This is a genomic window from Agromyces sp. NPDC058104, assembly GCF_042884835.1.
Taxonomy (GTDB): Bacteria; Actinomycetota; Actinomycetes; order Actinomycetales; family Microbacteriaceae; genus Agromyces.
In genome coordinates this window covers 1,101,135-1,117,061 of the sequence record NZ_JBHVTD010000001.1, presented here as the reverse complement: position 1 = coordinate 1,117,061, position 15,927 = coordinate 1,101,135, and the positions used below count along the sequence as shown (strand labels likewise).

The following is a 15,927-nucleotide window of genomic DNA, read 5'->3' as shown; positions in this document are numbered from 1 at the left end:
GTCGAGGGTCACAACAGCTCCAGGTCGTCGGCGGGCACGACGCGCGCGTTCGCGAGCCAGTCGGGCAGGGAATCGGGGGAGGTCGGCGGGTCGCCGGGGACGAAGGTCGCGACGCCGTCGAGGGCCCAGGTGTCTCGCGCGGCGAGCGGCCACGGGTCGATCAGCGCGGCGACGAGCTCGGATGCCGCGAGCCCGGCCCGCGCGAGCAACGCGAGCTCGCCGGCGTTCACCCCGATGGGCTGCTCGCCGTTGCCGAGATCGGTGCCGTAGAGCACCCGGCCCCCGGCCGCGCGGAAGCGGGCGAGGTTGTCGACCGCGCAGGCGAGCTCGGCGGAGTCGTCGCCGAAGTCGCGAGCATGGATCGCGAGGGTCGAGATCCACACCTGCCCGGCGGCGGCGCGCGCGATGAGCGCGTCGTCGAGCCGCTCGGTCCAGGGAGTGTGCACGAGGGCGTCGGCGCCGACCTCGACCGAGAGCGCGGCGCACCCCTCGCCCTCGGCATGCACCGCGACGGGGAGTCCGTGCGCGTGCGCGGCGGCGACGATCGCGTCGAGCGTCGAGCGATCGAACACCGGCCCCGCGTCGGCGTTGAGCACGACCTTCACCACCGAGGCGCCGAACGCCTGCTGCTCGTCGACGGCCGAGTCGACGGGGCCGGGCAGGGCGGTTCGCTCCTGCCGAGGGGCGTCGTCGGCGCCGGTCTCGACCGCCGGCAGCTCTCGGAGGCTGCCCTCGCGGAGCCACGGCCGGTCGGACGGGTACCCGCCGATCGCGGTCAGGAACGCGCCCGCGTACCGGACGCGGGGCAGTCCCTCGCGCGCGGCCCACGCGGCCACGACCGCCGGGTTGGCGCCGAGGTCGACGACACCGGCGATGCCGCCCGCGACCGCCTGCTCGGGCAGCGTCATCTCGACGTGCACGTGGTGGTCGAGGAACGGCGGCAGCACGACGCCGAGCTCGCCGGCGTGGTCGCCGTTCAGCGATCGCCGCGCCCGTCGGGCGAGCGGGCCGAGGTCGACGTCGATGTCGCGCGGGTCGGAGGTCATCTCAGCCGGGGATCTCCGTGCGCACGGCGTACAGCTCGGGGAAGAAGGTCAGCTCGAGCGCCCGCTTGAGGAAGGGCGCCCCGCTCGACCCGCCCGTGCCGGTCTTCGAGCCGATGATGCGCTCGACCGTCTTCAGGTGCCGGAACCGCCAGAGCTGGAAGTTGTCCTCGAGGTCGACGAGCTCTTCGCAGGTCTCGTACGCCGACCAGTGCTCGGCGGTGTCGCCGTAGATCTGCGCGAAGACGGGCACGAGCTCGGGGGTGAACGTCCAGGCGAGGGTCACGTCGCGCTCGAGCACGGACGCCGGGATCGGGTACCCCGCCCGCGCGAGCAGCCGCAGGAACTCGTCGTAGAGGCTCGGCGACTCGAGTGCGTGACGCAGCAGGGCGGTGGCCGCGGCATCCGACTCGAAGATCTGCAGCATCTTCGCGTTCTTGTTGCCGAGCACGAACTCGACCGCACGGTACTGGTACGACTGGAACCCGCTCGCGTTGCCGAGCACCCCGCGGAACTGGGCGTACTCGGCGGGCGTCAGGGTCGCGAGCACCGACCACTGCTCGGTGAGGGTCTTCTGGATGTGCTTGACCCGGGCGATGCACTTGAGTGCCTGGCCGAGCTCGTCGGCGCGCAGCAGGTCGCGCGCCGTCTCGAGCTCGTGCAGCACGAGCTTCAGCCACAGCTCGGTCGTCTGGTGCTGGATGATGAACAGCAGCTCGTCGTGGTGCTCGGGCCGAGAGATCGGCCGCTGCGCGCTGAGCAGGGTCGGCAGGTCGAGATAGCCCCCGTAGCTCATGCGATCGCTGAAGTCGGTGACGACGGATGCCTCGATGGTGCGGGTGTTCGCGGCGACGCCGGCGTCGGCGCCCTCGCCAGTCTCAGGTTGCGCAGGGGTCACGGCTCCAGCCTAACCACGGGTGCTCGAGGCGGCGTCCCCGGTTCCGACCGCCCCCGGCCTCGCTCCCGAGGAGAAACCGACGCGACGGGCGCCCCCACCCGGTCCAGCCGGCTCGTGCCCGTCGCGTCGCGATCCTTCTTCCCCCGAAGGAACGTCGATCCGTCTCGGGTAAACGGAGACGACCCTCCGAATCATACGCGATGATTGCGCGTACAGTGAAGCGATGACCTCGTCGGTGTCGTCGCGTCGAGACGCGCGGCGTAATCACGAAAGCCTGCTCCGCGAAGCGCGACGGCTCTTCGCCGAGCGCGGCATCGACGCGCCGCTCGACGAGCTGGCGGCGCGCGCGGGGGTCGGCGCCGGCACCGTGTACCGGCATTTCCCGAACCGCGACGCGCTCATCCGCGAGATCTACGACACCGCGGTCGCCGAGCTGCACGACCTCGCTCCCGAGATCCTCGGCGCCGAGTCGGCCTGGCGCTCGGTCGAGCTCTACGTCGAGCGGCTGGGCGCCTGGGTCGCCGATGCGCCGTACCTGCCGGCGGTCATGCGCCGGGTCGCCGAGCTCGACCCCGCGCACCGTCCGGGCATCGAGTTCCAGCCGCTGGTCGAGGGGCTCGTCGCCCGCGCCCAGGCCGAGGGCGCGCTGCGCGCCGACGTGACCGCCGTCGACCTCGGCATCCTGGTCGACATGCTCGGCTCGCTCGGCCAGTACGGCGGCGAGTACCTGCCGTTCTGGCGGCGCCAGCTCACCATCGTGCTCGACGGGCTGCGGGCGCGGCCGGGCACGACGCCGATGCCGACGCCCGGTCAGGACTTCGCGGCGTTCCACGACATGTCGCACGCGAAGGGGCCGAAGCCCGCGCCCAGGTGAGCTCGGTGTCGGCGCGGTCGCCGGCCTAGACCACGACGCCGCTCGCGCGGGCCCGGTTCACCGCCTCGAGGCGGGTCTTCGCGCCCAGCCGGGCGAAGATGTCGCGCACGTGCTGCTTGACGGTCGGCAGGCTGATCACCAGCTCGCGGCGGATCTCGTCGTTCGAGTAACCGCGCGCCACCAGCGCGAGCACCTCGAGCTGCCGCGGGGTGAGGCACGGCAGGCGATGCGCGCCGAGGCCGGCGCAGAGGGTCTGCACCGCGCTCGCGAGCTCCGTCGGTGCCGCGTCGGGGTCGAGCAGCAGGATGCCGCGATCGCGACCCGACTCGCCGGGGGCGACGCCCCGGTGCAACGCGAGCACGCGGGGGTTGCCGCCCGTCGCGCGGAGCTCGTGCAGGAACTCGGCGCCGTGCTCGGTCGAGAGCTCCAGGTCGACGACGACGAGCTGGGCGCGGTCTGCATCTGCGGCGATGATCGCCTCGGTGTAGCCGGCGGCCTCGCGGACGGAGCCGATGCCCTGCGCTCGCAGGAGGTTCGAGAGTGCGATGCGCATGAGGCGGCGCGGTGACGCGACCACCGCTCGGACCTCGCTCCGGTCGTGGTGCATGTCGGGCTCCCTCGCAGGGGCCGTCGGGCACGGCCACTGTAAGGAATATGTCCGGAAGGTGCGCTGGGGTTCCCGATCCGCCCGGTTGCGGGCGTCAGCCCTGCGACACTGGGTCGCCGACGCGGATGACGGCGGGCTCGACGACCTCCGCGTAGACGGCGAGCGACATCTCGCGCGCCTTGGTCAGTGGCTTCAGCAGGCGCCCCTCGGCGGTCGTGCCGTCCTGCGCGACGTCGACGGTGCGGCATCGCTCGATGCGCTCGACGACCCGAAGGCGGGCATCGCCGACCGTGATCTCCTGCCCGAGCCACGTCTCCTCGACGAACGGCTCGTCGGTCTCGACGACGAGGTTGACGCGCAGCCGGCGCGGGTCGGCGTCGATGCCGAAGTGCTCGGCGCACCACGCGAGCGACGCGGTGCCGACGATCGAGATCTGCCCGCCGTCCTGCATCGAGACGTCGCCCTCGGGGATGACGCGCACGTTCGCGCCCATGAGCTCGGTGAGGTCGGCGTCGAGCTCGGCTTCGCCCACGAGCCACACGGATGCCTCGCGCTGCACTCGCACCGAGCCATCCGTCATCGTCGACGCCGCGTACGCGAACACCGCATCACGCCGCCGGAACCGCCGCGTGTTCTTGCCCGACGCGAACTTGCCGTCGTCGTCGGCCACGGCGAAGCCGCGGTCGCCGGGCAGGCCTCGCGCGTCGAGCTGCACCTCGGTCAGTGCCTCGCCGCCCATGGCCTTGACGGGGTATCGGCGGATCGAGCGCAGCGGAAAGGTCATCGGCTCAGCCTATCCGTGGCCGGCCTGTTCACTCCGCGGCGCGTACCTCGACGAGGTTCGCCCACGGGTCGTCGAACGAGAGGGTGCGGCCGTCGTCGCGGGTGCCGACGCGGTAATGCGCCATGCGCTCGCCGAGTGCGCCGAGGTCATCGGCGGTCGGCACGACGATCTCGACCTTGCCGAGACCGAGCGCGAGCCCGCGACGGCCGGCGCCGCGGCTGTTCCACGTGTTCATCGCCATGTGGTGGTGGTAGCCGCCGGCCGAGACGAACAGCGCCTGGTCGCCCATCTCGGCGGTCGTCTCGAAGCCGAGCCGTTCGACGTAGAACTCGCGGGCGCTCGCGACGTCGCCGACCGAGAGGTGCACGTGCCCGACGACCGCGTCGCCGAGCTTCTCGCCGCTCGCGACGGCGGCGGTGCCGGTCTCGCCGAGATGGTCTCGCAGGTAGCCGTTCGGGTCGAGGGAGATGGTCGCCATCTCGACGGTGCCGTGCACCCAGCTCCACGTGGAGCGGTCGCGGTCGAAGTACAGCTCGACGCCGTTGCCCTCGGGGTCGGTGAAGTAGAACGCCTCGCTCACGAGGTGGTCGGCGCTGCCCGTGAAGGTGCCGGGGTAGCGGGTCGCGACCGAGGCGATCGCGGTCGCGAGCGCCTCGCGGGTGTCGAACAGGACGGCCGTGTGGAAGAGCCCCGCGTCGCGCGGCGACGCGTGCTTCAGCTCGGGCGCGTGCTGCAGGATCACGACCGGCGTCGTGCCGCGGCCGAGCACGGCGACGGGGCCGTCGTGGCTCAGCAGTTCGAGGGTCACGCCGTCGCGGTAGTAGCGGATCATGCCGTCGAGGTCGGCGACGCGCAGGGTCACCGCGCCCATCCCGGTGTCGGCGGCGAGGAGTCCGGCGCCTTCGGGCGCCCCATTGGTTGTAAGCACAACTAATGATAACGGATGCCTCGGCGAAGGTATTCCGAGAGGTCGGCGCTAGTGCATTATGCTGCACTGATGGATGAGGAGACGGAGACCCTCGCACTCGCGATCGGGCGCCGTGTGCGCGCGCAGCGGCAGGCGCGCGACTGGACGCTCGACCGCCTCGCGGCCGAGGCCGGGGTGAGCCGTCGCATGATCGTCAACGTCGAGCAGGGCACCGTGAACCCGAGCATCGGCACGCTGCTGCGACTCGCCGACGCGCTCGGCGTGCGCCTGCCCGCGCTCGTGCAGGCGCGAGCCGAGGCGTCCGACCTCGTCGAGGTGACCCGGCACGGCGAGGGGGCCGTGCTGTGGACCGGCGAGCACGGCGGCCGCGGCGTGCTCGTCGCCGGCATCGAGTCGCCCGACGTGGTCGAGCTCTGGGACTGGACCCTCGAGCCCGGTGAACGCCATGCGAGCGAGGCGCACTCGACGGGCACGCGCGAGCTGCTGCACGTGATCGCGGGCGAGGTCGTCATCGAGGTCGCCGGCGCCGCCCACGCGCTCGCGGCGGGCGACGCCCTGACCTTCTCGGGCGACGTCGACCACGCCTACGCCAACCGCTCGGCCGGCACCGCCCGCTTCTCGCTCGCGGTGTTCGAGTTCGGAGTCGGGTCGTCGCACCGGGAGGCACGCTCGTGAGCCGCGCGACCGATCGGATCCCGCCGTGGACGATGGCGGTGGCCTCGATGCTGCTGATCCAGGCGGGCGCCGCGCTCTCGGTGCCGTTGGTCGAGCAACTCGGCGCGGCCGGCACCGCGTGGCTGCGCCTGGCGTTCGGCGGCCTCTTCTTCATCCTCATCGCGCGACCGCCGCTCCGCCGGATCCGGCGCGTCGACGTGCTGCCGCTGCTCGGCCTCGGCGTCGCCACCGGCATCATGATGGTCGCGTTCCTCGCGGCGATCGAGCGCATCCCCCTCGGCACGGCCGTCGCGATCGAGTTCCTCGGCCCGCTCGCCGTCGCCGCGATCCGCAGCCACACCCGCCGGATGCTCGTCTGGCCGGTGCTCGCGCTCGCCGGCGTCGTGCTGCTCACCGAGCCGTGGCACGGCGAGGTCGACCTGCTCGGCGTCGGATTCGCCGCGCTCGCCGGCGCCGGCTGGGGTATCTACATCCTGCTCACGCAGCGCGTCGGCGATCGTTTCCCGGGCGTCAGCGGCCTGTCGATCACGATCCCGATCGCGGCGGTCGTGACGGCGTTCGTGGGCGTTCCGCAGGTGATCGGCGAGCTCGACTGGCGCGTGCTCCTCGTCGCCGCGGGCATCGCGCTGCTCGCCCCGGTGATCCCGTTCGGCCTCGAGATGCTCGCGCTCCGGCGCATGACCCACACCGCCTTCGGCACGCTCATGGCGCTCGAGCCCGCCTTCGGCGTGCTGATCGGCGTCATCGTGCTCGCGCAGATCCCGTCGTGGGCGCAGCTCGCGGGCATCGTGCTCGTCGTGCTCGCGGGCGCCGGCGCGCAGCGCGGAGGCATCCGATCGCGACCGAGCGACGACCCCGATCCCGCACCGTTGGAGGAGCGCGTATGAACACGCAACCCAAGTACAGCTCGACGTTCATCTTCGAGATCGGCGAACTGGATGACGCGTTCCATCGCCTCAACGACGAGATCGCCGAGCGCGCCCGAGCCATCCCCGGGTTCCTCGGTGAGGAGGAATGGCACAACGAGACCACCGGCCTGCACGCGGAGGTCTACTACTGGTCGAGCATGGAGGCACTGCGCGAGCTCGTCGGCATGGACACCCATCGCATCGCAAAGGGCCGCAACGGCGAGTGGCTCGGCGAGTACCGGGTCGTCATCTCCGAGGTGCAGACGGTCTACGGCAACCCGACGCTCGGCCTCGCGCACGTGCCGAAGGAGGCGTAGCCGCATGGCCGAGAGGATCTTCAGCGGGCTCAGCGCGTTCCCGCTCACGCCCCTGGCCGATGACGCCGTCGATGAGCGGGCGTTCGTCGGCCTCGTCGAGCGCCTCGCCGACGCGGGTGTCGATTCGATCACCGCGCTCGGCTCGACGGGGTCGTACGCCTACCTGTCGGGCGAGGAGCGGGCCAGGGTCGCCCGGCTCGCGGTCGCGCACGCGGGGGAGACTCCGGTGTTCGTGGGCATCGGAGCGCTCCGCACCTCCGACGTGCTCGCGAACGCCCGCGCCGCCGAGGAGGCCGGTGCCCGCGGCCTGCTGCTCGCCCCGATGTCGTACCAGCCGCTCACGGACGACGACGTGGCCGAGCTCTTCCGCGAGGTCGCCGCGAGCACCGCGCTGCCGATCATCGTCTACGACAACCCCGCGACGACGCACTTCGCATTCAGCACGGAGCTCTACGCCCGCCTCGCCGAGCTGCCGGCCGTCGCGTCGATCAAGATCCCGGGCAAGCCGCTCGACGTCGCGGCGACGCGCGAGCGGGTGGCGGCCATCCGGGCGGCCGTGCCGTCGCACGTGACCATCGGCATCTCGGGTGACGCCCACGCGGCCACCGCGCTCATCGCCGGGTGCGACGCCTGGTACTCGGTGATCGCCGGCACGCTGCCCGAGCCCGCCCTCCGCATCACGCGGGCGGCGCGGGCGGGGCGCTCCGACGAGGCGATCGCCGAGTCGGCCCGGCTCGACCCGCTGTGGAGGCTGTTCGCCGAGTTCGGCGGCAGCCTGCGCGTCGTCGCCGCGATCGCCGAGCAGCTCGGGCTCGCGCCCGCCCGGTGCCTGCCGCGCCCGATCCTCGGGCTCGACGAGGCGCAGCGCGCACGCGTCGCCGACGTCGTCGAGGCGCTCTCGCTCGACGAGTAGCCGAGCGACGCAGGCGCGGTTACGCGCGCGGCTGGCTGAAGCGCAGCATGTTGCCCGCAGGGTCGCGGAACGCGCAGTCGCGGACCCCGTAGAACTGGTCCATCGGCTCCTGCAGCACGTCGGCGCCGGCCGCGCGGATCGTCTCGAACGTCGCGTCGACGTCGGGGGTCATGAAGTTCACGCCGCGCAGCAGGCCCTTGGCCAGCAGTTGCGCCGCGGCATCCTTGTCGGCCTGGGTGGCGTTCGGGTCGGCGATCGGCGGCTCGAGCACGATGTTCACGTCGGGCTGCGACGGCGAGCCGACGGTGACCCATCGCATGCCCTCGTACGCGATGTCGTTGCGCACCTCGAGGCCGAGCACGTCGCGGTAGAACGTTATCGCGGTCTCGTGGTCGTCGACGGCGATGAAGCACTGGGAGAGTGAGATGTCCATGACCCCGACGCTACCGAGGCGCGATCTTGCCCGCTTCTCCATTCCTGACGGGTCGCGTCTGGATCTTCACGATGCACGCCGGAATGGGCGCCGCGACCTCGTGCGAACGGGCCCGGTAGGCGCTCGGGCTCTCGCCGACGAGCTCGGTGAACCGCGTGCTGAACGACCCGAGCGAGGTACAGCCCACCGCGAAGCAGACCTCGGTGACACTGAGGTCGCCGCGGCGCAGCAGCGCCTTCGCCCGCTCGATGCGCCGGGTCATCAGGTAGCCGTAGGGCGTCTCGCCGTAGGCCTCGCGGAAGCTGCGCGAGAAGTGCCCCGACGACATCAGCGCGACGCGCGCGAGCGCCTCGACGTCGAGCGGCTGCTCGTAGTCGCGGTCCATCGTGTCGCGGGCCCGGCGCAGGCGCACCAGATCGTCGAGGTTCACGTCACCACTCTGGCACAGGGCGGTGCGAACCGGGCGGGATGCCTCGTCAGACGCCGGCGGGCTGCTCGAGACGTTCGAGCAGCTCGCGGTAGCGCGCCGCCGTCTGCTCGACGATCTCGTGGGGGAGCGTCGGCGGCGTCTCCGAGACCTCCTGGTCCCAGTTGGCGCTGAGCCAGTCGCGCACGATCTGCTTGTCGAAGCTCGCCATGCGCAGCTCGGGCGTCGCCGCCGAGGCGAAGACCGCGGCATCCCAGTAGCGGCTCGAATCGCTCGTGAGCACCTCGTCGGCGAGCGTCACGATGCCCGTGGCGCGGTCGGCGCCGAACTCGAACTTCGTGTCGGCGAGGATCACGCCGCGGGCCTCGGCGATCTCGGAGGCGCGGGCGAAGATCTCGAGCGAGAGCGCGCGCAGCTGCTCGGCGACGACGTCGCCGACGAGCTCGACCGTGCGCTCATAGCTGATGTTCTCGTCGTGCTCGCCGAGCGGGGCCTTCCACGCGGGGGTGTAGATCGGCTCGGGCAGGCGGTCGCCGTTCTCGAGGCCCTCGGGCAGCGGGATGCCGCCGATCGCGCCGGTCTCGACGTATTCCTTGTAGCCGCCGCCGGTGAGGTAGCCGCGCACGACGCACTCGATCGGGAACATGTCGAGCGTGCGGCAGAGCGTCGCCCGGTCGGCGACCTCGGCCGGCACCTCGGGCAGCTCGAGCGCCTCGAGCCGGTCGTCGAGCGGGTGCGCGAGGTGGTTGGGCACCTCGGGCAGCTGGTCGAACCACCAGTGGGTCAGCGAGGTGAGCAGCGCCCCCTTGCCGGGGATCGCGGGCTCGAGCAGGTGGTCGTAGGCGCTGACCCGGTCGCTCGCGACGACGAGCACGACGGGCGAGGTGGCGAGCGGGTCGCCCGTCCAGCTGTCGTCGTCGGTCATCAGCTTCGTCGGCACGAAGAGGTCGCGCACCTTGCCCGAGTAGACGTGGGTCCAGCCGGCCAGTTCTGCGTTCTCGCTCATGCTCGCTCCTCGTGCGGGGTCACTCGGCGACGCGCGCCGCGATGTCGGTGCGGTACTGGGCGCCGTCGAGGCGGATGTGGCCCAGTGCCTCGTACGCCCGGCGCCGGGCCTCGGCGAAGCCGTCGCCGACGGCGACGACGTTGAGCACGCGGCCGCCGGTCGAGAGCAGCGGGGCTTCGTCGCCGGCCTGGGCGTCGTCGGGCAGGGAGCCGACGGCGGTCGCGGCGTGCGCGAGGTGCACCCCCGGCACGGATGCCGCAGCCTCGAGACCCTCGATGACCCGGCCCGTCTCGGGCGACTCGGGGTAGCCCTCGCTCGCGAGCACCACGGTCACGGCCGCCTCGGCGCTGAACACCGGGCGCTCGAGCTCGCCCAGGCCGCCGGTCGCCGCCGCGAGCAGCAGCCCCGAGAGCGGGGTCTCGAGGCGCGGCAGCACGACCTGCGTCTCGGGGTCGCCGAAGCGCGCGTTGAACTCGATCACCCGGATGCCGCGCGAGGTGAGGATGAGCCCCGCGTAGAGCAGGCCGATGAACGGCGTCTGCTCGTCGGCGAGCTGCCGAACGGTCGGCAGGGCGATGGTCTCGATGACCTCGTCGACGAAGGCCTGCTCGCTGCCGAAGCGGCCGCCGCGGCCGTCGACCGCGTCGTCGAGCCACGGCAGCGGCGAGTACGCGCCCATGCCGCCGGTGTTGGGGCCGGCATCGCCGTCGCGCAGGCGCTTGAAGTCCTGCGCGGGCGAGAGCGGCAGCACGTTCGTGCCGTCGGAGAGGAGGAACAGCGAGACCTCCTGGCCGTCGAGGAACTCCTCGACGAGCACGGGGCCCTGCTGCAGGTAGTGGGCGGCGTGCGCGAGCGCGGCGTCGCGGTCCTCCGTGACGAGCACGCCCTTGCCGGCTGCGAGGCCGTCGGCCTTCACGACGTACGGGGCGCCGAACTCGTCGAGCGTCGCCGCGACCTCGTCGAGCTCGGCGATGAGCTTCGCCCGGCCGGTCGGCACGTTCGCGGCCTCCATGATGCGCTTCGCGAAGGTCTTCGACCCCTCGAGCGCCGCGGCCCGCTTGCCCGGACCGAACACCGGGATGCCGGCGGCGCGGACCGCGTCGGCGACGCCCGCCACGAGCGGCGCCTCGGGGCCGACGACGACGAGCTCGATGCCGTTGTCGCGCGCGTAGTCGGTGACGAGGGCCGGGTCGCTCGCGTCGAGCGCCACGGTCGTCACGCTGCCGCGGGCCGACGAGGTCGGGGATGCCGCGATGCCCGCGTTGCCGGGAGCGGCGACGATCTCGTGCCCGGCCTCCTCATCGAGGAGCGCGAGGATGATGGCGTGCTCGCGCGCGCCCGAGCCGAGGACGAGGATTCTCACCGCATCAGGCTACCCCGTCCGGCCGGGCGGCCTCGTCGGTGCCTTGGTCGGTGCCCCCTGAGAGGATGGGGGCATGGCACGAGCGAGGATCGGCGACGACATCGGACAGGCGGCGCTCGCCACGGTGGGCGCGGTGACGGCCGACGGCGGCGACGCCGCGGCATCCGTCGACCGCTCGACCCTGGCGCTCGCGGTGCGGTACTCGCTGCAGCTGCTCGCCGAACGTGCGCCGGGCGGCACCCTCGAGGTGCGCGTGCCGCCGTTCGCGGCGGTGCAGTGCGTCGAGGGCCCGAAGCACACGCGCGGCACGCCGCCGAACGTGATCGAGACGGATGCCTCGACCTGGCTCGCACTCGCGACCGGCCGCCTGTCGTGGGCCGACGCGCGCACGAGCGGGCGCGTGCACGCCTCGGGGCAGCGGGCCGAGCTCGACGGGCTGCTGCCGGTCGTCTGAACGACCCGGCTCAGCGCACGGGCAGCACGAGCGGCACGCCTGTGCGGGGGTGCGGTACGACCTCGACGGGCTGCCCGTAGACCGCCTCGATGCGCTCGGCCGTGAGCACCTCGGCGGGCGCGCCGGTGGTCACCACGCGGCCGCGGTCGAGCAGGGTGACGTCGTCGGCGTAGGCCGCCGCGAGATTCAGGTCGTGCAGCACGACCACCACGGTGTCACCCGCCTCGGCGTGCGCGCGGGCGAGGCGCAGCACGTCCTCCTGGTGCCGCAGGTCGAGCGCCGCGGTCGGCTCGTCGAGCAGCATCACGGGCGCCTGCTGGGCGATCACCCGGGCGAGCGCGACGCGCGCCCGCTCGCCGCCCGAGAGCGACGGCACGGTGCGCAGGCCGAGGTGCGCGACATCCGTCGCACGCATCGCCCGGTCGACCGCGCTCTCGTCGGCGTCGGCCTCGGCGGTGCGCGCCCAGGGGTGCCGGCCCATCTCGACGACCTCGCGCACCGGGAACGGGAAGGTCACCTGGTGCTCCTGCGTGAGCACCGCGCGGGCCCGTGCGAGCTCGCGCAGCGGCCAGGCCCCGAGCTCGCGCCCGTCGAGGGCGACCGAGCCCGAGCTCGGCCGGCGGTCGCCGGCGAGCACGCCGAGGAGCGTCGACTTGCCGGCGCCGTTCGGGCCGATGAGCGCGTGCACGCGACCGGGCGTCGCGTGGAAGTCGACCTCGTGGAGCAGCGTCGCGTCGTCGATGCGGACGGTCAGTGCGCGGGTCTCGAGGGCGCCCGATGCGAGCGCACCGGTCGGCTCCGCCGCGGCGGTCGTTCCGGCCGTGCCGGTCGTGGGCGGGGTCATCCCCATCCTCCCGAGCGCTTGCGGGTGCGGCGCAGCAGCCAGAAGAAGAACGGCCCGCCGACGAGCGAGGTGAGCATGCCGATCGGCAGGTCGGCCATCGGCACCGCGGTGCGGGCGAAGAGGTCGGCGAGCACGAGCAGCAGTGCGCCGCCGAGTGCCCCGGCCACGAGCAGGGGCCGGTGCGCCGGGCCGATCACCATGCGCATGAGGTGCGGCACGATGAGCCCGACGAACGCGATGATGCCCGCGAACGCGACGGCCGCGCAGGTGAGCACCGCGACCACGACGATCGAGACGATCCGCACCCGTTCGACGTGCACGCCGAGGTGCCGGGCGCCGCGCTCGCCGAGGCTGAACAGGTCGAGTCGCCGGGCGAGCACGAACGAGATCGCGATGCCGACCGCGACGAGCGGCAGCATCACGGCGACCTCGCTCCAGCGGGCGCCGTTGAGCGAGCCGAGCTGCCAGAACACGATCTCCTCGCGGCTCTGCGTGTCGCCGAGGAAGGTGAAGAGCGCGAGCGCGCCCTGGGCGAAGGCGTTGATCGCGATGCCGGTGAGCACCAGCGTCACGACCTCGGTGCGGCCGCCCGAGCGGCTCGCGAAGTAGACGATGAGCGTCGTCGCGAGACCGGCCGCGAACGCGGCGCCCGCGGTCGCCCACTCGCCGAACGCCGTCCAGCCGAGCACGATCGAGGCGGCCGCGCCGAGGGCGGCGCCCGAGGAGACGCCGACGATACCGGGTTCGGCGAGCGGGTTCGCGAACACGGCCTGCATCACGGTGCCCGCGATCGCGAGCGCCGCGCCGATGAGGATCGCCATCGCGACGCGCGGGAACCGGATCGTCCAGAGCGCCGAGTCGGCGTTCGGCACGGCCTCGGGGGCGTCGCTCAGCCCGAGCGACCGGAGGATGGACGCCCAGACCTCGCCCGGGGGGATCTGCAACTGCCCGCTGCCCGCGGACCAGACGATCGCGACGAGCAGGGCGATCGAGAGGCCGCCGATGAGGATGCCACGGCGCAGAGCCGTGCGCGGCGTGCCCGGTCGGGCGGCGGGCGCGGCGGGCGCGGCCGGCGCGGCGGTGGGCGTCGATCGGGCTTCGCTCGCGGCGGTGGGCGTCGATCGGGCTTCGCTCGCGGCGGTGGGCGTCGATCGGGCTTCGCTCGCGGCGGGGATCGCCGCGGCGGTCGCTGCCGTGTCGGTCACGTCGGTCATCGCGTCACTCGCCGTCGCTCGCGGGGCCCGACTCGGTGGGCGCGTAGATCGCGCGCGCGAGCGCCTCGACGACGGCCGGAGTGCGCGGGCCGAACCCGAGGATCTCGGTGTCGGCCATGTCGACGAAGCGTCGGTGCTGGCCCGCGGGCGTCGAGGCGAGCGCCGGCAGGCGTTCGAGCAGCCCGTCGACGCCGCCGACCGACTCGAGGCCGCCCGACATGAGCAGCACGAGCTCGGGCTTCGCCTCGACGAGGGCCTCGGCCGTGATGGGACGCATGCCGACCCAGCCGATCTCCTCGGCGACGTCGACGCCGCCGACGGCGTCGATGAGCGAGTCGGCGCCCGACTCGGCGCCGAAGAGGTAGTAGACGTTCGCGTCGCCACGCACGTAGAGGAAGAGCGTTCGCGGACGATCGGCCGCGTCGGCGGGGATCGCTGCGGCGATCTCGGCGTTCACCCGGTCGAGCTCGTCGCCGACGAGCTTCGCCAGCGCGTCGCCGCGGGCGGGCACGCCCAGGGCGGCGGCGACCTCGGCGATGATCTCGTCGACGTTGTCGACGCTGCGCTCGCGGGTGGTCGTGACGACCGGGATGCCGGCGTCGCGGAGCTGCTCGAGCACCGAGCGCGGGCCGAGCGTCGTGTCGGTGATGACGACGTCGGGGTCGAGCGCGAGGATCGCCTCGGCGCTGATCGAGTGGCCGTCGTGGGTCACGACGGGAAGGTCGGCGGCCTCGGCGAAGCCGGTGGAGCCGTCGCGGCCGACGAGCAACTCGCCGAGGCCGAGGCCGTGCACGGTCGCGGCGAGGGTGCCGGCGATGTCGAGGGCGAGCACGCGGTCGGCCCGCTCCACCGTGACCTCGGCGCCGCTCGCGTCGGTGAGCGTGACGGGCAGGGCCGGCTGCTCGTCCGAATCGATGACGGGCAGCGTCGCGTCGGCGAGGCAGGCGGTCGACGGGCCATCGAGCTCGCGCGGCGACTCGGCGAGGGCGAGCTCGGCGAACGGAATCTCGGTGCCGAGGCACTCGGGCTCGAGCGCACCACCTGGGTCGGCCGAGGAGGGGGCGGCGCAGCCGCTGAGGACGAGCGGGACCGTGAGGAGCAGGGCGGCGGCCCCGGTCAGGCGCGCGCGGAACGCCCGCCGGGTGAGCGGCGGGCGGGTGTGCGTCTCGGGTGACGGGGCGGGGTGGAGTGCCATCGACTTAAGGTTAGCCTTACCTATGAACCGGCTTGACACCGGAAGAACCGGCCATCTAGCTTGTTAGCTAAGCCTAAGCTAACTCGCGGGCTCTCTGCGATGGCTCGGGCGCCCCCATTCCCGCGATCCGCGTGCGTCAGGCGCGCCTGATCGCCATGCCCGAAAAGGACCGCGTCGTGAAGACACCGTCGGCTGCACCCACCCACCAGAGACGTCGATGGCTCGCCGGCCTCGTCGCGCTCGCGCTCGCACTCGGCGGCTCGCTTACCGCCGCCGCGCCCGCGCTCGCCGACGGAGGCCCGACGGTCGCCGTGACCGAGGCGCCCCGAGACGGCGGAGCCGTCACCGTCACCGGCTCGGGCTTCACCGCCGACCGGACCGGCATCTACATCGGCGTCGGGCCCGCATCGGCCGCCGGGTTCTACTCGGCCGGAATCGCCGAGAGCGGCACGGTCTGGGTCGCGACCGGGCTGGCGGCGACCGCGACGCGCGCGCCGATGTCGGCCGACGGGTCGTTCGAGCTGCAGATCCAGGTGCCCGCGCTGGGCGACGCCGAGCTGGCCGTCTTCACCTCCCGCGCGCACGGCGGCGGCATGATGGGCGACCTCTCGCAGGACACGAAGACCGCCGTCGTCTACGCGGCCGCGCCCGTCGACCCGGTCGACCCCGTGGACCCGGTGGACCCGGTGGACCCGGTGGACCCGGTGGATCCGGTGGATCCGGTGGATCCGGTGGATCCGGTCGACCCCGTGGACCCGGTGGACCCGGTCGACCCCGCGCCGAAGCCGGTGCTGTCGTTGTCGAAGTCGGCGGGGCTTGCTGCCGAGGGTGAGACGGTGACGGTGACGGGCAAGAACTACAACCCGTCGCAGGCGATGTACCTGACGTTGTGCACGGACGTGCCGCTCGAGGAGGTGTCGTTCGCGTTCATCTCGGCCGGGTGCACGACGGGTGCGAAGCTCGTGACGCCGTCGCCGCGTTCGCCGTCGATGGTGAAGCTCGAGGCGGACGGCTCGTTCACGACGCAGTTCACGGTGACGTCGA

General features: G+C 72.9%; 18 protein-coding genes and 1 pseudogene. 7 read left to right on the top strand and 12 right to left on the bottom strand.

The genetic code is table 11. The features are described 5' to 3' along the window. Positions 1 to 8: 8 nt before the first annotated feature. Both ACFVTH_RS05295 and kynA read right to left on the bottom strand, forming a co-directional pair. On the bottom strand, positions 9 to 1,046 hold the full coding sequence (locus ACFVTH_RS05295) for a hypothetical protein (RefSeq protein WP_387087431.1): 1,038 nt from the start codon (positions 1,044 to 1,046) through the stop codon (positions 9 to 11). A 1-nt stretch (position 1,047) separates the two neighbouring features. Next, on the bottom strand, positions 1,048 to 1,941 hold the full coding sequence (gene kynA, locus ACFVTH_RS05290; protein ID WP_387087429.1) for a tryptophan 2,3-dioxygenase: 894 nt from the start codon (positions 1,939 to 1,941) through the stop codon (positions 1,048 to 1,050). A 223-nt stretch (positions 1,942 to 2,164) separates the two neighbouring features. Here kynA and ACFVTH_RS05285 point away from each other — a divergent pair, with 223 nt between their 5' ends. After that, the gene (locus ACFVTH_RS05285; RefSeq protein ID WP_387087427.1) at positions 2,165 to 2,815 is read left to right on the top strand and encodes a TetR/AcrR family transcriptional regulator; all 651 of its coding nucleotides are present in this window, start codon (positions 2,165 to 2,167) and stop codon (positions 2,813 to 2,815) included. A gap of 25 nt (positions 2,816 to 2,840) precedes the next feature. Here the strand turns inward: ACFVTH_RS05285 and ACFVTH_RS05280 are convergent, their stop codons facing one another. From ACFVTH_RS05280 to ACFVTH_RS05270, 3 genes are all read right to left on the bottom strand, one after another. Then, the gene (locus ACFVTH_RS05280) at positions 2,841 to 3,422 is read right to left on the bottom strand and encodes a response regulator transcription factor (protein ID WP_387087425.1); all 582 of its coding nucleotides are present in this window, start codon (positions 3,420 to 3,422) and stop codon (positions 2,841 to 2,843) included. 94 nt (positions 3,423 to 3,516) lie between these two features. Further along, a complete protein-coding gene (locus ACFVTH_RS05275; RefSeq protein WP_387087423.1) occupies positions 3,517 to 4,206 on the bottom strand; it encodes an MOSC domain-containing protein in 690 nt (229 codons plus the stop codon). 28 nt (positions 4,207 to 4,234) lie between these two features. Then, the gene (locus ACFVTH_RS05270) at positions 4,235 to 5,077 is read right to left on the bottom strand and encodes a VOC family protein (RefSeq protein ID WP_387088744.1); all 843 of its coding nucleotides are present in this window, start codon (positions 5,075 to 5,077) and stop codon (positions 4,235 to 4,237) included. Between the two features lie 126 nt (positions 5,078 to 5,203). Here ACFVTH_RS05270 and ACFVTH_RS05265 point away from each other — a divergent pair, with 126 nt between their 5' ends. Genes ACFVTH_RS05265 through ACFVTH_RS05250 form a run of 4 tightly spaced genes read left to right on the top strand, consistent with a single transcriptional unit; the run spans position 5,204 to position 7,947 of the window. Continuing rightward, complete coding sequence (locus tag ACFVTH_RS05265) at positions 5,204 to 5,809, top strand: helix-turn-helix domain-containing protein (protein ID WP_387087421.1); 606 nt, start codon at positions 5,204 to 5,206, stop codon at positions 5,807 to 5,809. After that, positions 5,806 to 6,696 carry a DMT family transporter gene (locus tag ACFVTH_RS05260; RefSeq protein WP_387087419.1) on the top strand — a complete coding sequence of 297 codons (891 nt, stop codon included), beginning with the start codon at positions 5,806 to 5,808 and terminating at the stop codon, positions 6,694 to 6,696. Before ACFVTH_RS05265 ends, ACFVTH_RS05260 begins: the two co-directional genes overlap by 4 nt. Beyond that, complete coding sequence (locus ACFVTH_RS05255) at positions 6,693 to 7,034, top strand: antibiotic biosynthesis monooxygenase family protein (protein ID WP_387087417.1); 342 nt, start codon at positions 6,693 to 6,695, stop codon at positions 7,032 to 7,034. Before ACFVTH_RS05260 ends, ACFVTH_RS05255 begins: the two co-directional genes overlap by 4 nt. A gap of 4 nt (positions 7,035 to 7,038) precedes the next feature. Beyond that, on the top strand, positions 7,039 to 7,947 hold the full coding sequence (locus ACFVTH_RS05250) for a dihydrodipicolinate synthase family protein (protein WP_387087415.1): 909 nt from the start codon (positions 7,039 to 7,041) through the stop codon (positions 7,945 to 7,947). A gap of 19 nt (positions 7,948 to 7,966) precedes the next feature. On the opposite strand, the gene ACFVTH_RS05245 is transcribed toward ACFVTH_RS05250, so the two are convergent. The 4 genes from ACFVTH_RS05245 to purD all read right to left on the bottom strand — a co-directional run bounded on the left by ACFVTH_RS05245 (position 7,967) and on the right by purD (position 11,176). Further along, complete coding sequence (locus ACFVTH_RS05245; protein WP_387087413.1) at positions 7,967 to 8,380, bottom strand: VOC family protein; 414 nt, start codon at positions 8,378 to 8,380, stop codon at positions 7,967 to 7,969. Positions 8,381 to 8,390: 10 nt separating this feature from the next. Then, positions 8,391 to 8,765: a helix-turn-helix transcriptional regulator gene (locus tag ACFVTH_RS05240; protein ID WP_387088741.1), complete on the bottom strand. Its 375-nt coding sequence runs from the start codon at positions 8,763 to 8,765 to the stop codon at positions 8,391 to 8,393. Positions 8,766 to 8,856: 91 nt separating this feature from the next. After that, positions 8,857 to 9,813 carry a phosphoribosylaminoimidazolesuccinocarboxamide synthase gene (locus tag ACFVTH_RS05235; RefSeq protein WP_387087411.1) on the bottom strand — a complete coding sequence of 319 codons (957 nt, stop codon included), beginning with the start codon at positions 9,811 to 9,813 and terminating at the stop codon, positions 8,857 to 8,859. Between the two features lie 19 nt (positions 9,814 to 9,832). Further along, the gene (purD, locus tag ACFVTH_RS05230; protein WP_387087409.1) at positions 9,833 to 11,176 is read right to left on the bottom strand and encodes a phosphoribosylamine--glycine ligase; all 1,344 of its coding nucleotides are present in this window, start codon (positions 11,174 to 11,176) and stop codon (positions 9,833 to 9,835) included. Between the two features lie 73 nt (positions 11,177 to 11,249). On the opposite strand from purD, the gene ACFVTH_RS05225 reads away from it, so the two are divergent. Next, on the top strand, positions 11,250 to 11,630 hold the full coding sequence (locus ACFVTH_RS05225; RefSeq protein ID WP_387087407.1) for a sterol carrier family protein: 381 nt from the start codon (positions 11,250 to 11,252) through the stop codon (positions 11,628 to 11,630). A gap of 10 nt (positions 11,631 to 11,640) precedes the next feature. Here the strand turns inward: ACFVTH_RS05225 and ACFVTH_RS05220 are convergent, their stop codons facing one another. Genes ACFVTH_RS05220 through ACFVTH_RS05210 form a run of 3 tightly spaced genes read right to left on the bottom strand, consistent with a single transcriptional unit; the run spans position 11,641 to position 14,883 of the window. Beyond that, a complete protein-coding gene (locus tag ACFVTH_RS05220) occupies positions 11,641 to 12,474 on the bottom strand; it encodes a heme ABC transporter ATP-binding protein (protein WP_387087405.1) in 834 nt (277 codons plus the stop codon). Then, positions 12,471 to 13,688 (bottom strand): FecCD family ABC transporter permease, encoded by a 1,218-nt coding sequence (locus ACFVTH_RS05215; protein ID WP_387087403.1) that lies wholly within the window; start codon positions 13,686 to 13,688, stop codon positions 12,471 to 12,473. Before ACFVTH_RS05215 ends, ACFVTH_RS05220 begins: the two co-directional genes overlap by 4 nt. Before the next feature lie 4 nt (positions 13,689 to 13,692). Continuing rightward, complete coding sequence (locus ACFVTH_RS05210; RefSeq protein ID WP_387087401.1) at positions 13,693 to 14,883, bottom strand: hemin ABC transporter substrate-binding protein; 1,191 nt, start codon at positions 14,881 to 14,883, stop codon at positions 13,693 to 13,695. Between the two features lie 176 nt (positions 14,884 to 15,059). On the opposite strand from ACFVTH_RS05210, the pseudogene ACFVTH_RS05205 reads away from it, so the two are divergent. Beyond that, positions 15,060 to 15,927 (top strand): annotated as a pseudogene (locus tag ACFVTH_RS05205) (hypothetical protein); the annotation flags it as partial.

Coding starts and splice junctions, on each gene's coding strand:
- ACFVTH_RS05295 (WP_387087431.1), bottom strand. CDS start 1,046: ATGACCTCCGACCCGCGCGACATCGACGTCGACCTCGGCCCGCTCGCC.
- ACFVTH_RS05285 (WP_387087427.1), top strand. CDS start 2,165: ATGACCTCGTCGGTGTCGTCGCGTCGAGACGCGCGGCGTAATCACGAA.
- ACFVTH_RS05280 (WP_387087425.1), bottom strand. CDS start 3,422: ATGCACCACGACCGGAGCGAGGTCCGAGCGGTGGTCGCGTCACCGCGC.
- ACFVTH_RS05275 (WP_387087423.1), bottom strand. CDS start 4,206: ATGACCTTTCCGCTGCGCTCGATCCGCCGATACCCCGTCAAGGCCATG.
- ACFVTH_RS05270 (WP_387088744.1), bottom strand. CDS start 5,077: ATGGGCGCGGTGACCCTGCGCGTCGCCGACCTCGACGGCATGATCCGC.
- ACFVTH_RS05265 (WP_387087421.1), top strand. CDS start 5,204: ATGGATGAGGAGACGGAGACCCTCGCACTCGCGATCGGGCGCCGTGTG.
- ACFVTH_RS05255 (WP_387087417.1), top strand. CDS start 6,693: ATGAACACGCAACCCAAGTACAGCTCGACGTTCATCTTCGAGATCGGC.
- ACFVTH_RS05250 (WP_387087415.1), top strand. CDS start 7,039: ATGGCCGAGAGGATCTTCAGCGGGCTCAGCGCGTTCCCGCTCACGCCC.
- ACFVTH_RS05245 (WP_387087413.1), bottom strand. CDS start 8,380: ATGGACATCTCACTCTCCCAGTGCTTCATCGCCGTCGACGACCACGAG.
- ACFVTH_RS05240 (WP_387088741.1), bottom strand. CDS start 8,765: ATGGACCGCGACTACGAGCAGCCGCTCGACGTCGAGGCGCTCGCGCGC.
- ACFVTH_RS05235 (WP_387087411.1), bottom strand. CDS start 9,813: ATGAGCGAGAACGCAGAACTGGCCGGCTGGACCCACGTCTACTCGGGC.
- ACFVTH_RS05225 (WP_387087407.1), top strand. CDS start 11,250: ATGGCACGAGCGAGGATCGGCGACGACATCGGACAGGCGGCGCTCGCC.
- ACFVTH_RS05220 (WP_387087405.1), bottom strand. CDS start 12,474: ATGACCCCGCCCACGACCGGCACGGCCGGAACGACCGCCGCGGCGGAG.
- ACFVTH_RS05215 (WP_387087403.1), bottom strand. CDS start 13,688: ATGACCGACGTGACCGACACGGCAGCGACCGCCGCGGCGATCCCCGCC.
- ACFVTH_RS05210 (WP_387087401.1), bottom strand. CDS start 14,883: ATGGCACTCCACCCCGCCCCGTCACCCGAGACGCACACCCGCCCGCCG.